Annotated in this window: 9 protein-coding genes; all 9 read left to right on the forward strand. The window is 41.5% G+C overall.

The window, feature by feature from the left end; all coding sequences use genetic code 11:
* The first annotated feature begins 220 nt into the window (after positions 1-220).
* The 9 genes from H8796_RS09265 to H8796_RS09305 all read left to right on the forward strand — a co-directional run bounded on the left by H8796_RS09265 (position 221) and on the right by H8796_RS09305 (position 16,242).
* Positions 221-1,462, forward strand: a complete 1,242-nt coding sequence (locus tag H8796_RS09265) for an ATP-binding protein (protein ID WP_117936120.1) — start codon at positions 221-223, stop codon at positions 1,460-1,462.
* 165 nt (positions 1,463-1,627) lie between these two features.
* Positions 1,628-3,088, forward strand: coding sequence for a rhamnulokinase (gene rhaB, locus H8796_RS09270; protein ID WP_117936118.1), 1,461 nt, complete (start codon positions 1,628-1,630; stop codon positions 3,086-3,088).
* Positions 3,089-3,134: 46 nt separating this feature from the next.
* Positions 3,135-4,391, forward strand: coding sequence for an L-rhamnose isomerase (locus H8796_RS09275; RefSeq protein WP_004299875.1), 1,257 nt, complete (start codon positions 3,135-3,137; stop codon positions 4,389-4,391).
* A gap of 3 nt (positions 4,392-4,394) precedes the next feature.
* Entirely contained in the window at positions 4,395-5,414 is a 1,020-nt protein-coding gene (rhaT, locus tag H8796_RS09280) for an L-rhamnose/proton symporter RhaT (protein ID WP_008997895.1), read from the forward strand.
* A gap of 93 nt (positions 5,415-5,507) precedes the next feature.
* Positions 5,508-6,317 (forward strand): rhamnulose-1-phosphate aldolase, encoded by an 810-nt coding sequence (gene rhaD / locus H8796_RS09285; RefSeq protein WP_008997894.1) that lies wholly within the window; start codon positions 5,508-5,510, stop codon positions 6,315-6,317.
* Positions 6,318-6,405: 88 nt separating this feature from the next.
* Positions 6,406-7,560: a lactaldehyde reductase gene (gene fucO, locus H8796_RS09290; protein ID WP_117936116.1), complete on the forward strand. Its 1,155-nt coding sequence runs from the start codon at positions 6,406-6,408 to the stop codon at positions 7,558-7,560.
* 175 nt (positions 7,561-7,735) lie between these two features.
* Positions 7,736-8,635 carry an AraC family transcriptional regulator gene (locus H8796_RS09295; RefSeq protein ID WP_004310460.1) on the forward strand — a complete coding sequence of 300 codons (900 nt, stop codon included), beginning with the start codon at positions 7,736-7,738 and terminating at the stop codon, positions 8,633-8,635.
* Between the two features lie 108 nt (positions 8,636-8,743).
* Entirely contained in the window at positions 8,744-12,769 is a 4,026-nt protein-coding gene (locus H8796_RS09300) for a hybrid sensor histidine kinase/response regulator transcription factor (protein WP_117936113.1), read from the forward strand.
* A 335-nt stretch (positions 12,770-13,104) separates the two neighbouring features.
* The gene (locus H8796_RS09305) at positions 13,105-16,242 is read left to right on the forward strand and encodes a TonB-dependent receptor (protein ID WP_008997890.1); all 3,138 of its coding nucleotides are present in this window, start codon (positions 13,105-13,107) and stop codon (positions 16,240-16,242) included.
* Positions 16,243-16,251: the final 9 nt, after the last annotated feature.

The following is a 16,251-nucleotide window of genomic DNA, read 5'->3' on the forward strand; positions in this document are numbered from 1 at the left end:
TGTATAATTATTCTAAGAATGGCGCAAAAGTATGCATTATTTTGGAGAAAATATGCATAAAACCAAAGTTTTTTTGCATAAAAGTGAAAAAAGTGCACTTTGTAATAAATAGGACTGAAATCCTTGAGATATGCTTGACGTATATGATAAATATGATGAAAAGTTCAATTACGATTGAAACTTTTATTATATTTGTGGCTGGATTAAAACATAATTGAATATGAAAAACTATATCCCTCGTCCTTTATATGCTAAGAGAATAGAGCCTTTTATCGATAAAGAACTGATAAAAGTGATAACCGGTCAACGTAGAATAGGTAAAAGCTATATTCTTTTGCAAATATCAGATATGATAAAAAAAGAAAAGCCGGAAGCTAATATAGTTTTTGTGGATAAAGAACAGCTCGCCTTTGCAGATATCAGGAACTACATGGAACTCTATCAATATGTACTGAAAATGACGGCAGGACATGGATGTAACTATCTTTTTATAGATGAGATACAGGAAATAGAAGATTTTCAATTATGCTTGCGGAGTTTGTTGAACGAAAATAGATGTGACATTTATTGTACAGGGAGCAATGCAAAGATGCTTTCTGGTGAATTGGCTACTCATTTGGCGGGAAGATATGTAGAGTTTCCGGTTCACTCGCTTAGTTATGAGGAGTTCTTAACATTCAATCAGCGACAAGATTCTTCGGAAAGTTTGAGACTCTATCTCACTTTCGGAGGAATGCCTTATATCCATAATTTAACAATGGAAACAAATGTAATATTCGAGTATTTGAAAAATGTCTACTCTACCATCTTGTTGAAAGATGTGGTTGCGCGGGAATCTATTCGAAATGTATCTTTTCTGGAGAATCTGGTAGCTTATCTGATAGACAATACCGGTTCTCTTTTCTCTGCCCAGAATATCAGTAAGTACTTGAAATCGCAACAGGTAAATATACCTACACAAACCATTTTGAACTATTTGAGAGCATTGTGCAACAGCTTCTTTATTTATAAAATACAGCGGGCGGAAGTTCAAGGGATGAAAATCTTTGAGATTGGTGAGAAGTATTATTTTGAAGATTTAGGATTGCACAATGCCATACGTCATTTTGATTTCCGAAAAGATATCAATAAATTGATGGAGAATGTTGTCTGCATTGATTTGCTAAGATCCGGTTATGAAGTATATGTTGGAAAGTACGGAAATAAAGAAATAGATTTTATTGCCTCGAAAAGCGATCATCGGATTTATATTCAAGTAACATATATGCTTTCTGATGATACAACTATTCAACGGGAATTCGGCAATCTGTTGGAAATCCCCGACAACTATCCTAAATATGTGGTTACCATGGACGAGATGCAAAGCGGAGGTAATTACCAGGGAATCAAACAGATTTCTTTGCGTGATTTCTTGTTGGCGGAAGATAAGGAAAACATAAAAAGCTCTCTCACATTTCTGTGAACGGTCATCTGAATATTGTCTTATTGGTATTCTAAAAAATCCGAAACGGATTTTTGTGTCAAAATGTATACCCTTTCAATCAAAATACATAAGGAAAAGGAGGAGGGAATCGCCTATCTTTGCCATGTAGGTAAATGTATACCTTAAATATATAGACAGAATACCATGAAACAAAACTTTTTTGCAGTCGACCTGGGCGCAACGAGCGGCCGTACAATCTTAGGAACTTTCATTGAAGGCGGATTGAATCTGGAAGAGATTAATCGTTTTCCTAACCACCTGATTGAAGTGGGTGGACATTTCTATTGGGATATTTATGCATTATATCGTCACATTATTGATGGATTGAAGTTGGTTGCTCACCGTGGCGAATCCATTGCTTCTATCGGTATCGATACCTGGGGAGTGGATTTTGTATGTGTCGGAAAAGACGGTAACCTGCTTCGCCAGCCTTATGCATATCGTGACCCGCATACAGTAGGAGCACCAGAGGCTCTTTTCTCTCGTATTTCGCGTAGTGAAGTCTATGGCAAAACGGGTATTCAGATTATGAATTTTAATTCACTTTTCCAATTAGATACTTTACGTCGCAATCACGACAGCGCGTTGGAGGCGGCAGATAAAATTCTGTTTATGCCGGATGCGTTGAGTTATATGCTTACCGGAGAGATGGTGACGGAATATACGATTGCTTCGACAGCCCAGCTGGTGAATGCACAGACACGACGTTTGGAGCCGGAGTTGCTGAAAGCGGTAGGATTGAGCGAGAAGAATTTCGGACGTTTTGTATTCCCGGGTGAAAAGGTGGGAGTATTGACGGAAGAAGTGCAAAAGATAACCGGACTGGGTGCGATTCCTGTGATTGCGGTAGCCGGCCATGATACCGGTTCTGCTGTTGCTGCCGTTCCGGCATTGGATCGCAATTTTGCTTATTTGAGTAGCGGAACCTGGTCGCTGATGGGAGTTGAAACGGATGCTCCGGTGATTAATGCTGAAACGGAAGCGTTGAATTTTACCAATGAAGGTGGTGTGGAAGGAACTATCCGTCTGTTGAAGAATATCTGTGGAATGTGGCTGTTGGAACGTTGCCGTCTGAATTGGGGAGATACAAGTTACCCTGAATTAATCAGTGAGGCGGATGCTTGTGAACCGTTCCGTAGTCTGATTAATCCGGATGATGACTGTTTCGCGAATCCTGCGGACATGGAAAAAACTATTACAGAATATTGCCGGGCTACTGGACAGTCGGTTCCCGAGAAACGCGGACAAGTAGTGCGTTGCATCTTTGAAAGTTTGGCTTTGCGTTATCGCCAGGTGTTGGAGAATTTGCGTTCACTTTCTCCCCGTCCGATTGAAACATTGCACGTGATTGGCGGAGGTAGCCGGAATGATTTGCTGAACCAGTTTACTGCCAATGCGATAGGAATTCCTGTGGTAGCCGGTCCGTCTGAAGCGACCGCCATTGGTAATGTAATGATTCAGGCCATGGCGGCAGGCGAAGCAACGGATGTTGCCGGTATGCGGCAGTTAATTAACCATTCTATCCCGTTGAAGACTTATCAACCGCAAGACACGGAAGCTTGGGATGCGGCTTATATCCATTTTAAAAATTGCGTTCGGAAATAAATAGAACGATCGACAGAATAATCATTTTTAAAACTAATAGAATATCATGAAAAAAGAAGAACTGATTCAGAAAGCGTATGAAATTGCTGTGGAACGTTATGCAGCAGTAGGTGTAGACACCGAAAAAGTATTGAAAACTATGCAGGATTTTCATCTGTCACTTCACTGCTGGCAGGCTGATGACGTTGCAGGATTTGAAGTACAGGCCGGTTCATTGACCGGAGGTATCCAGGCAACCGGTAATTATCCGGGCAAAGCTCGTAACATTGATGAACTGCGTGCTGACATCTTGAAAGCTGCTTCTTATATCCCGGGTACTCATCGTTTGAACTTGCATGAAATCTATGGCGATTTCCAAGGTAAGGTGGTAGATCGTGACCAAGTGGAACCGGAACATTTCAAGAGTTGGATAGAATGGGGTAAAGAACATAACATGAAACTTGACTTCAACTCTACTTCTTTCTCTCATCCGAAATCAGGCGATTTGTCACTTTCTAATCCTGATGAAGGTATTCGTCAGTTCTGGATTGAACATACCAAACGTTGTCGTGCAGTTGCAGAAGAAATGGGTAAGGCACAGGGCGATCCATGTATCATGAACCTTTGGGTGCATGACGGAAGCAAGGATATTACTGTAAACCGTATGAAATATCGTGCGTTGTTGAAAGATTCTTTGGATCAGATTTTCGCTACCGAATATAAGAATATGAAGGATTGTATCGAATCTAAGGTGTTCGGTATCGGTCTGGAAAGCTACACGGTAGGTTCTAACGACTTCTATATCGGTTACGGTGCTTCTCGCAATAAGATGATTACGTTGGATACCGGTCACTTCCACCCGACAGAAAGTGTAGCTGATAAAGTATCTTCATTGTTGCTTTATGTTCCTGAATTGATGTTGCACGTAAGCCGTCCAGTTCGTTGGGATTCAGACCACGTAACTATCATGGATGACCCGACTATGGAACTGTTCAGCGAAATCGTTCGTTGCGGTGCTTTGGACCGTGTACATTATGGTCTTGACTATTTCGACGCATCTATCAACCGTATTGGCGCTTATGTGATTGGTAGCCGTGCAGCACAGAAATGTATGACTCGTGCTTTGCTCGAACCGATTGCGAAGTTGCGTGAATACGAAGCAAACGGACAGGGATTCCAGCGTCTGGCTCTGCTCGAAGAAGAAAAAGCGCTGCCTTGGAATGCAGTTTGGGATATGTTCTGCTTGAAGAATAATGTTCCTGTAGGTGAAGATTTCATCGCAGAAATCGAAAAGTACGAAGCCGAAGTAACTTCTAAACGATAAGTTATGGATATTTTAATCGGCTTATTGATTATAGCCATCGGTAGCTTTTGCCAGTCCAGTTCTTATGTGCCTATTAAAAAGGTAAAGGAATGGAGCTGGGAAAGCTTCTGGTTAATACAAGGTGTATTTGCCTGGTTAGTGTTCCCGTTCCTGGGTTCACTACTGGGGGTACCCCAGGAAAGTAGTTTGTTCGACTTGTGGGGAGCGGGAGGTGCTGGAATGAGCATCTTTTATGGTATCCTGTGGGGAGTAGGCGGTTTGACTTTCGGACTTTCCATGCGTTATCTGGGGGTTGCGCTGGGACAGAGTATCTCATTGGGTACTTGTGCCGGTTTCGGAACTCTTCTTCCGGCTCTTTTTGCAGGCACAAACTTGTTTGAAGGCAACGGGTTGATTCTTTTGTTGGGTGTTTGCATCACATTGGCGGGTATTGCCGTTATCGGGTATGCCGGTAGCTTGCGTGCACAAAACATGAGTGAAGAAGAAAAGCGTGCTGCCGTAAAAGATTTCGCATTAACAAAAGGTTTGCTGGTTGCACTTCTTGCCGGTGTCATGAGTGCTTGTTTTGCTTTGGGACTGGATGCGGGAACACCTATCAAGGAAGCAGCTTTAGCCGGTGGAGTGGAAGGGCTTTACGCCGGTCTTCCGGTGATCTTCCTGGTTACCTTTGGCGGATTCCTGACAAATGCAGTTTACTGTCTGCAACAGAATGTGGCTAATAAATCGATGGGTGACTATGCTAAAGGAAAAGTATGGGGCAATAATTTGGTTTTCTGTGCGTTGGCTGGTGTACTATGGTATATGCAGTTCTTTGGACTGGAAATGGGTAAGAGTTTCCTTACGGAGAGTCCGGTATTGTTGGCTTTCTCCTGGTGTATTTTGATGGCATTGAATGTCACATTTAGTAATGTTTGGGGAATTATTCTGAAAGAATGGAAAGGCGTGTCAAACAAGACCATAACTGTGCTGATAGCTGGTCTGATCGTACTTATCTTCTCATTAGTGTTCCCAAATTTGTTTTAAAAAATTTAGGTATGGATTATATGGATTACGCAGTTTTTTTATAACTTGCGACGAAATCAGTGTAATCCATGCCTAATTAAAATTATATATAGAATGAAATCAATCTTAGAGAATCGTCCGGGACTTGCCAAAGAAGTAAACAAGGTAGCAGAAGTTGCCGGATACTTGTGGCAGAAAGGATGGGCTGAACGTAACGGTGGTAATATCACTGTTAATATCACAGAGTTTGTAGACGATGAAATCCGTCAGATGAAACCGATCAGTGAAGTTAAACCTATCGGTGTGACTCTTCCTTATCTGAAAGGATGCTATTTCTACTGCAAGGGAACTAATAAGCGCATGCGCGATTTGGCTCGTTGGCCAATGGAGAATGGTTCGGTGATCCGTATTCTGGACGACTGTGCCAGCTACGTAATTATTGCGGACGAGGCTGTGGCTCCGACATCGGAATTACCTTCTCACTTGAGCGTGCATAATGACCTGTTGAGTAAAAACTCTCCTTATAAAGCGTCTGTACATACACACCCGATTGAACTGATTGCCATGACACATTGCCCGAAGTTCCTGGAAAAAGATGTGGCTACCAATCTGTTGTGGAGTATGATTCCCGAAACAAAGGCATTCTGCCCGCGTGGTTTGGGTATCATTCCTTATAAATTGCCTAGTTCTGTAGAACTGGCGGAAGCTACCATCAAGGAATTGCAGGATTACGATGTTGTGATGTGGGAGAAACATGGTGTATTTGCAGTAGATTGCGATGCAATGCAGGCGTTCGACCAGATCGATGTACTTAATAAATCGGCTCTCATCTATATCGCAGCGAAAAATATGGGCTTCGAGCCGGATGGTATGAGTCAGGAACAGATGAAAGAAATGACAGTTGCTTTCAATCTGCCTAAATAATATTTTTACCAGTCATTGAATTTAGCAACCGCAGCATTTTCTACCCTGGAAGGTGTTGCGGTTAACCCTTTAAACAAATAGCACAACCATGAATCGCATTATTTTAAATGAAACTTCTTACTTCGGTGCCGGATGCCGGAGTGTGATTGCTGTGGAAGCAGCCAGACGTGGCTTTAAGAAAGCCTTTTTTGTAACGGATAAAGACTTGATTAAGTTTGGAGTAGCTGCCGAAATCATTAAAGTATTTGATGAAAACCAGATACCTTACGAACTTTATAGTGATGTAAAAGCCAATCCAACGATTACAAATGTGCAAAACGGTGTGGCAGCTTACAAAGCTTCCGGAGCCGATTTTATCGTTGCTTTGGGCGGCGGTTCTTCCATCGATACTGCCAAAGGAATCGGTATTGTTGTGAATAACCCGGATTTTGCGGATGTGAAGTCTCTGGAGGGTGTAGCTGATACCAAACACAAAGCGGTGCCTACTTTCGCGCTGCCTACTACTGCCGGAACAGCTGCCGAAGTAACGATCAATTATGTGATTATTGATGAAGATGCCCGCAAGAAAATGGTTTGTGTAGACCCGAACGACATTCCTGCCGTAGCTATCGTAGACCCTGAACTGATGTACTCAATGCCAAAAGGACTGACTGCAGCTACCGGTATGGATGCTTTGACTCATGCCATCGAAAGTTATATCACTCCGGGTGCCTGGGTAATGAGCGATATGTTCGAATTGAAAGCCATTGAAATGATTGCTCAAAACTTGAAAGCAGCTGTGGATAATGGTAAAGATGTGGCAGCCCGCGAAGCTATGTCACAGGCACAATATATTGCCGGTATGGGATTCTCGAATGTCGGTTTAGGAATTGTTCATTCGATGGCGCATCCGTTAGGTGCATTCTATGATACTCCTCATGGGGTAGCCAATGCCTTATTGTTGCCGTATGTGATGGAATACAATGCTGAATCTCCGGCAGCTCCGAAATATATCCATATTGCGAAAGCAATGGGAGTGGACACTACCGGAATGAGTGAAGCCGAGGGAGTAAAAGCGGCTGTTGAGGCAGTGAAAGCACTTTCTGCCAGTATCAATATACCGCAGAAATTACATGAAATCAATGTGAAGGAAGAAGATATTCCTGCACTGGCTGTAGCTGCTTTCAATGATGTTTGCACAGGCGGTAATCCTCGTCCTACTTCGGTAGCAGATATCGAAGCTCTATATCGCAAAGCTTTCTAAAGTTAGTTTTTGCGGAAGTTCTTTTCACCACAGATTACACAGATTTACACAGATTATTTTCTAATCGGAAGCCGATATTTAAGAATTAAATCTGTGTAAATCTGTGTAATCTGTGGTGTTTTTCTGAAAATAATTCCTATTTTTGTCCAACTCAATTACATGAAAACACATCGGTATGATCGAGGATAATAGTTTGGGATTAGAATTTAAATATCTGATTGTAAATGACATGGATCGTAAATTCGGTCTGTGGGTAAATACCGTCGGCTATCAATCCATTCCTCCTGATTCACCTTATCCGTTGAAAGAGCATCCTTCCGGTTACTTTTTTAATGCAGAAAAAGGAAGAGTGCTTCGTGAGTATCAATTGGTATATATTACCAAGGGGCGTGGTTTGTTTTCATCTGATTCTACCTCTGAAAAGCAAGTTTGTAAAGGTCGGCTGATGGTATTGTTTCCCGGACAATGGCATACTTATCGCCCGTTGCGGCAGACTGGTTGGACGGAATATTATATCGGTTTCGAGGGGCCTATGATAGACGCCATTGTTGATGATGCTTTTTTGTCGCAGGAACAGCAAATACTGGAAATAGGCCTTAATGAAGAGTTAGTCTCATTATTCTCCCGTGCTCTTGCCGTAGCCGAAGCGGATAAGATTTCCGCGCAACAATATCTTTCCGGGATTGTGCTCCACATGATAGGGATGATTCTTTCCGTCTCCAAGAATAAGGTTTTCGAGATGAGTGATGTGGATCAGAAAATCGAACAGGCAAAAATCATTATGAATGAAAATGTTTCCGGCAATGTGGACCCGGAAGAGTTGGCTATGCGACTCAATATTAGTTATTCATGGTTTCGACGTGTTTTTAAGGAGTATACAGGCTATGCTCCTGCTAAATATTTCCAGGAATTGAAACTTCGTAAAGCTAAACAAATGCTGGTGGGAACTTCCCAGTCAGTAAAAGAGATTTCTTTTTTTCTAGGTTTCCAGTCAACCGAATATTTTTTCTCTTTCTTCAAGAAACGTACGGGACTTACTCCGTTGGAGTATCGTTCGTTCGGGCGGGAAGAATGAATAGGATGAAGTCCATATCTATTAGTTATTTGGCTCTGATTTTGGGAATATCATAAAAACTGTTACTTTTGTGGCGAAGATAATGTGCTATAAACCATCATTCTTGATATGCGCGGACAAAAACTATCTAAGATCCATTTTCTTATTCTGTTATCTCTTTTAGGATTTATATCTCCTCTTCAATCACAGGAATATAAGTTCAGAACATTGGGTGTAGAGGATGGATTGTCGCAAATAACGGTGAGCGATATTTGCCAGGATGAGAAGTCGCGTATATGGATTGCCACGCTGGACGGGCTGAATTGTTTCGATGGCAATCATATCAAAGTCTTTAATCATTTTCATAACGATTCCATCAGTTATGGTAATCTATATGTCACCCAGATGGTGGAGGACGGCCAGGGGAGTCTTTTTCTCTTGACCTCTACCGGACTTTTCCAGTTCGACCTTGAAACGGAGAAATATTATATTCTTCCGGTGCCTTCTCCTTCCACTCTTGCCAAAGGAAAGTTGGGAGTGTGGATTGCAGAAGGGGGAAAACTCTTCTTGTATGATAAGAATACCCGTTCCGTGAAACCCATGTATGCGGAGGTACATTTGCCGGACACCGGGCCGACAATGGTAGAAGGTTCGGAAGGAAATCTTTGGGTTGCTTTGAAAGATGGCGGGGTGATGCGTGTAGATACTTGCGGATCGATGTCACTTCACTTGCCCGGAATTAAAGTGATGAAACTGATAAAAAGTAACGACCAGAATATTTGGATCGGTTCGCAGGATCAGGGCGTTTTCTGTTTTTCACCTCAAGGTACGATCATACATCACTATGAATATAATGATAAGAGTGTTTACACGGTTCGGGACGATATGGCGAGAGCGTTATGTCAGGACCTGGAAGGGAATATATGGGTAGGCTACAGAAGTGGATTGAGTAAGATTGAAGTGGCTACCGGGAAAATATTCCATTATCAGGCTGATCCTAACCGGGTGGGTGCTATGTCCAATCGTTCGGTGACGTCTCTTTATACGGACAAACAAGGAACTGTTTGGGTGGGGACTTATTGGGGAGGAGTAAACTTCTTCTCTCCGGAATATCAGCATTTTGTGCATTATCATGCTTCGGACACCGGATTGTCTTTTCCGGTGGTCGGTGCTATGGCAGAAGATAAAGCCGGGAATATCTGGATTTGTACGGAAGGAGGGGGATTAGATTTATATCAACCGGAACAGGGAAAGTTCAAGCATTTTAATGCGCATACGGGATATCATTTCAGTACGGACTACCTGAAAGATGTTGTTTTTGATGAGGCTAATAATTGCTTATGGATTGCAGCCGATTTTACCAATAAGGTGAATTGTTTTCATCTTAATAACTATCGGAATGATATCTATAATCTCGAACCGCTTGGAGAAGAAAGTGTAGGAGAAGCCCTGTTTGCCTTGGCAGATACTCCTCGTAAATTGTATGTCGGGACAACATCCGCTATTGTGAGTTTGGATAAACAGACCTTGAAATCCGAGGTGTTGTTTCATCAGAAGGAACTGTTTACACATAATTATAACACCCTATTGCTTGATTCGAAAAACAGATTATGGTTTGCTGCCGACGACGGTTGTGTAGCCTATGTGATTGATGAAAAGCGGTTTGAAACCTATAGGATAAGTCTGAAGAAACGGGTCAGATCTCAAAAAGAGTTGGTCAATGTTATCTATGAAGATCGAAAAGGAAATATTTGGGTAGGGACACATGGCAACGGACTTTTCTTGCTGGATAAGAAAGAACGTTTGTTTCGTTTACATACTCCTGAAAGTGTGTTGTCGGGAGAAAATATCAGGGTACTGGGGGAAACCCCTTCCGGGAATTTATTGATTGGTACCGGGCATGGATTGTCAATGCTGGAACAGAAAGAGGGAAAAGTGATAAACTTCAATTCTAAAACCGGATTTCCGCTGACTCTTGTGAACCGGAAATCCATGCATGTATCCCGCAACCATGATATTTATATGGGAGGAGCTACCGGATTGGTAACCATTCGTGAAAGTAGTCTGTATTATCCTCCGAAAATATACGATCTGGAGTTAGCTCATTTGTATGTCAACAACAAAGAGATAACAACAGGCGATCAAACCGGTATTTTAAATAAATCCTTTGCCTATACCGGACGGATCAAATTGAATTACTTGCAAAATGTATTTTCTATCGGTTTCTCAACAGATAATTTTCTGCATATAGGCGGTGGTGAAGTAGAATATCGGTTGATGGGGTATAATGATGAATGGAGCGAGAACCGTTTGGGAAATGATATTACCTATACAAATATCTCTCCGGGTGATTATGTCTTTGAGATCAGATTGAAGAACTTCCCGGAAGTAATCAGATCGCTGGATATAACGATTACGCCACCTTTCTATGCCACTTGGTGGGCCTATACTATTTATGTATGCGTGATTCTGACTATTCTATTCTTCATCGTGAGAGAATATAGAATCCGTCTGTTCCTGAAAACTTCATTGGATTTTGAACTTCGCGAGAAGCAATACATTGAAGAGATGAATCAATCCAAACTTCGTTTCTTCACGAATATCTCGCATGAAATCAGGACTCCGATCACTCTTATCTTGGGGCAGGTTGATCTGTTGCTGAATTCCGGCAAATTGTCTACCTATGCTTATTCGAAACTGTTGAATATACATAAAAATGCAGGTAACCTGAAATCATTGATTACGGAGTTACTTGATTTCCGGAAACAGGAGCAGGGACTTTTGAAACTGAAAGTTTCTCAATTTGACTTATATTCTTTGCTCAAAGAGCATTATGTATTGTTTAAGGAGTTGGCTGCTAACAGGAATATTTCGTTTGTTTTGCATGCCGACTGCGAGCAATGCCTCGTGTGGGGAGACCGGATGCAAATACAGAAGGTGGTTAATAACTTGCTGTCTAATGCTTTTAAATATACTTCAGACGGTGGAACTATCCGTATGGAATTGGCTGATGGAACGGAGGAATGTATGTTTTCCGTTTCCGATAATGGTGCGGGAATATCCGAGGAAGACTATGTTAAGATATTCGAGCGGTTCTATCAGGTTGAGAATATAGGACAGTATGGAGGAACTGGTATCGGGCTGGCTTTGAGTCAGGGTATTGTGAAAGCTCATCAGGGGGATATAACAGTAGAAAGTCAGTTGGGAAAAGGTTCTTGTTTTAAGGTCACTCTGAAAAAAGGGGATGCTCACTTTGACTCTTCTGTGGCCCGGATTGAACCGGAGCAGGATAAGGAATATATTTATTATTCGGAAGATAAAGAACTGCTGGTTAAAGAGGTGCAGTCAGCCCAAAGTGAAAACGGGACTACTGACTGTAAATTACTGGTGATTGATGATAATGAAGAAATCAGAAATATCCTTGTAGATATCTTCTCTCCGCTGTATACGGTTGAAACTGCAAGTGATGGCAAGGAAGGGTACGAGAAAGTAAAGGTAATGCAACCCGATCTGGTAATTTCGGATATCATGATGCCCGGAATGCCCGGAACAGAGTTATGTGCCAAGATCAAGAACAATATAGAAACCTGCCATATACCTGTCGTTCTTCTGACTGCCCTTAGTGCTCCCGAACGTGAGTTGGAAGGATTGAGAATTGGAGCGGATATTTATGTGGTGAAGCCATTTAATATGCGGCGGCTGGTGATGCAATGCAATAATCTGATTAATACCCGCAGACTTTTACAGAATAAATATGCCCATCAACTGGATAGCAAGGCGGAGAAGATTGCAACGAATGAACTCGACCAGAAGTTTATCGAACAAGCTACTCAAGTGGTGGAAGATAATATGGAAAATCCCGAATTCAGTGTAGATGCTTTCTCACGGGAGATGGGAGTAGGACGTACCGTCTTATTCCAGAAGATAAAAGGTATTACGGGAAGTACGCCAAATAATTTTATCATGAATCTTCGTCTGAAAAAAGCAGCATATTTTCTACTGAATGCTCCGGAGATGAACATTTCGGATATTGCTTACCGGTTAGGATTTGGAAATCCTCAATACTTCAACAAATGCTTTAAAGAACTTTTTGATATTGCTCCTACACAGTATAGGAAATCTCATGATGCCCCTTCCGATCCCTCTGTAAAGTGATTAAAATAAGTCATCTGAATTTTTAGACTAGATAAAACGAACAATTCGATAGGGTGCAATATGCTCAAATGCGATACTTTTGTGGCGTTGGATCATGCCAGCTTGTACTTGAGTTTTCTTTAATTGGGTGTGTCCGCACACACTTTTATTTAGCAGACCGGGTATTGTATAATCTTTATTCTAATATAATAATTATTGTATAGTATTATGAAAGACGATTATCTATGTAATAAATAAAAGATAACATCTTACGGGAGAGAGCCAATGTATTTCTCCTAATTAATTAAGTAGTGAGTAAAACCTTGATAATTAACCAATTTAATTTTATTCTAGTTATGAAAAATTTGCAGAGTAGGACAAAAGTACGGTTGTTGCAGTCGTTTCTTTTGATTTCCTTGAGTCTCTTTTTCCTTGCCCATCCGGCTTATGCTCAAGGCGGGTTTGCAGTGAAAGGAGTTGTTGTGGATAAAACAGGATTTCCTTTGCCTGGCGCTAATGTGATGGAGAAAGGAACATCTAATGGAACGATTACGGATTTAGATGGTAATTTCTCATTGAATGTTTCAAAGAAAGGAGTTACTTTGACTGTATCATTCATGGGATATACCCCTAAAGATGTGGTAGTGAAAGATAAAACAACGAATATTACGCTTGAAGAGAACTCTAAGTTACTGGACGAAGTAGTGGTAGTGGGTTATGGTACGATGAAAAAGCGTGATGTGACGGGAGCTATTACTTCCATCTCAAGTGAGGCTATTGAGCAGAAGATGGCTACTAATGTTTTTGAAGCACTGCAAGGTACTACTGCCGGTGTACAGGTCGTGTCCGGCTCGGGACAACCCGGTGAATCTTCTTCTATTAAAATTCGTGGTACTTCCACTTTCTCCGCCGAAGGAGTTACTCCCCTTTATATTGTAGACGGTGTGCCTTTGGAAAGTATAGACGGTATCAATACCAATGATATTACTTCCATGGAGATTTTGAAAGATGCTGCTTCTGCAGCTATCTACGGTTCCCGTTCGGCTAACGGTGTGATTATTATCACAACCAAGAGCGGTCAGGAAGGTAAGGCTCGTATTGATATCAAGTATAATCACTCATGGGGTACATTGTCTCATAAGGTACCACAGGCAAATCGCAAAGAGCGTCTGTTGTACGACCAGTACCGCAAAGAGTATTTTGAAACATACGGCGGAGGTAATCCGGATGAAAGTATTGATATTCTGAATGATCCGTTGAACTCATTCTTCAATGTAGACAATGATTATCTGGACATGATTACAAGTACTGCGCAGAAAGATCAGGTGGATATCAGCGTAGGTGGCGGTACAAAGAAACTGAAATATTTCATCAATACCGGTTATTATAACGAGAAGGGTATTATTTCCAATACCGGTTTCCAAAGATTAAATACTCGTATCAACTCCGATTATTCACCGACAGACTGGATGAACATGGGTAGCCGTATTTCTTTGACTTATTCCAAGAAAAAAGGATTGGATGAGGGTACCTTGTTAAGTGCTGTGTTGACTCGCCGTCCTTATTTCAATACTTATTATCCGGATGGTTCTTTGGTTGGAGTGTTCAACGGTCAAAAGAACCCTATTGCACAGATTAATTATACGACTGACTTTACAGATTCTTATAAAGCAAACTTTTTCCAGTTCTTTGAAATCAAGTTCAACAAGTACCTCAAGTTCAGAGCCAATATCAATGCCAACTTCTATCTGGACAAGCGCAAAAAACTCGAACCGAGTCTTATCACCGATGAATGGCAGAAACAAAATAGAGGATACTCTTACAACTATCTGAACTGGAACTGGATGAATGAAGATTTCATCACTTATGCACGCAAAATCAAAGGACATAATTTCAGCGCGATGGTGGGTGTCAGTGCTCAACAATGGCGTTATGAAAATGAAACCTTTGTAGGTTTGAATTCATCTACCGACTTTATTTATACGATGAATGCATTTGCTGCCAATTTGGATTTGTCATCTACAGGATCTACCTTGAGTAATCATTCCATGGCTTCTGTCTTTGCACGTGTGACGTATGATTATCTGGGAAAATATCTGTTTACAGCGAATATCCGTCGTGACGGCTCTTCTCGTTTTGCGAAAGAAAACAAATGGGGTAATTTCCCTTCAGTATCAGTGGGATGGCGTTTCTCTGATGAGAAATTCATGAAGTTCTCGAAGAAATTCCTGGAAGATGGTAAGATACGTGTAAGTTATGGTATTACCGGTAATGAAGCGATCGGAAACTATGATTATATTTATTCTTATTCTCCGAATTCTATCTATGACGGAGTGGGTGGTGTTATTCCGACTCGTATCGGTAAAGACAACCTGAAATGGGAGGAAACCAAACAATTCAACCTTGGTTTGGACTTGAATTTCTGGAATAGCCGTTTGACAATCACTGCCGATTACTACGACAAATATACAGACGGTTTGTTGGCAAACTACCAACTGCCTAAAGAATCCGGTTTTGCATATATGAAGACAAACGTCGGTGAGATGAGCAACCGCGGTTTTGAAATTGCCGTTACCGGTGATATTATCCGTACAAAGGACTGGAAGTGGAATGCTTCTTTCAATATCTCCAGAAATATCAACCGCATTGAGAAACTGTCTGAAGGTAAGGCATATATGGAAGGTGATATCTGGTGGATGCAGGAAGGCGGTCGCGTAGGTGACTTCTATGGATTTAAAAGTGCCGGTATCTTTGCTTATGACGAATCGAATGCTTTTACAGATAAATGGGAGCAACTGACTCCGGTGTTTGAAAATGGTGTATTCCAATACAAGTATTTATTGAATGGAAAGGAATATGCAGGTGATATTCGCCAGAAAACGTTACCGAACGGCAAACCGTTCCGTGGCGGAGATTACAACTGGGAAGAACCGGAAGGAACCCGGGATGGTGTGATTGATGATAACGACCGTATGGTGATTGGTAATGCCATGCCTGATGTGACCGGTGGTTTGAATACAACCGTGACCTGGAAAAACGTAAGCCTGTATTTGGGATTCTATTATTCTTTGGGGGGACAGATTTATAATGCCGCTGAACATAATCGTAACATGTTCAAATATACGGGAACCACTCCTTCACCGGAAGTAATTCATAATATGTGGTTGCATCCGGGCGACCAGGCTATCTATCCGCGTCCGTATAATGATGATTATAACAATGCACGTATGGGTAACTCGTTCTATCTGGAAGATGCTTCCTTTATTCGTCTGCAGAACGTACGTATAGCCTATGATCTTCCAGAAAACTGGATAAAGAAGCTGATGTTGAAGAATATAAATATCTACGCTTTTGTAAACAATGCATTGACATGGACCAACTATTCGGGATTTGATCCTGAATTCTCTACGAGTAATCCTCTGCAGGTAGGTAAAGACTCTTACCGCTATCCGAGAAAGAGAGAATATGGTATTGGTTTTTCTGCAAACTTTTAATTGAAGATA

It is taken from the genome of Bacteroides sp. M10 (genome assembly GCF_014334015.1).
GTDB classification, from domain to species: domain Bacteria; phylum Bacteroidota; class Bacteroidia; order Bacteroidales; family Bacteroidaceae; genus Bacteroides; species Bacteroides intestinigallinarum.

What these genes read in the sequence shown, in the direction of transcription:
- H8796_RS09295 (WP_004310460.1), top strand. Translation starts at nt 7,736, where the DNA reads ATGATCGAGGATAATAGTTTGGGATTAGAATTTAAATATCTGATTGTA.
- H8796_RS09275 (WP_004299875.1), top strand. Translation starts at nt 3,135, where the DNA reads ATGAAAAAAGAAGAACTGATTCAGAAAGCGTATGAAATTGCTGTGGAA.
- rhaD (WP_008997894.1), top strand. Translation starts at nt 5,508, where the DNA reads ATGAAATCAATCTTAGAGAATCGTCCGGGACTTGCCAAAGAAGTAAAC.
- rhaB (WP_117936118.1), top strand. Translation starts at nt 1,628, where the DNA reads ATGAAACAAAACTTTTTTGCAGTCGACCTGGGCGCAACGAGCGGCCGT.
- H8796_RS09300 (WP_117936113.1), top strand. Translation starts at nt 8,744, where the DNA reads ATGCGCGGACAAAAACTATCTAAGATCCATTTTCTTATTCTGTTATCT.
- H8796_RS09265 (WP_117936120.1), top strand. Translation starts at nt 221, where the DNA reads ATGAAAAACTATATCCCTCGTCCTTTATATGCTAAGAGAATAGAGCCT.
- H8796_RS09305 (WP_008997890.1), top strand. Translation starts at nt 13,105, where the DNA reads ATGAAAAATTTGCAGAGTAGGACAAAAGTACGGTTGTTGCAGTCGTTT.
- rhaT (WP_008997895.1), top strand. Translation starts at nt 4,395, where the DNA reads ATGGATATTTTAATCGGCTTATTGATTATAGCCATCGGTAGCTTTTGC.
- fucO (WP_117936116.1), top strand. Translation starts at nt 6,406, where the DNA reads ATGAATCGCATTATTTTAAATGAAACTTCTTACTTCGGTGCCGGATGC.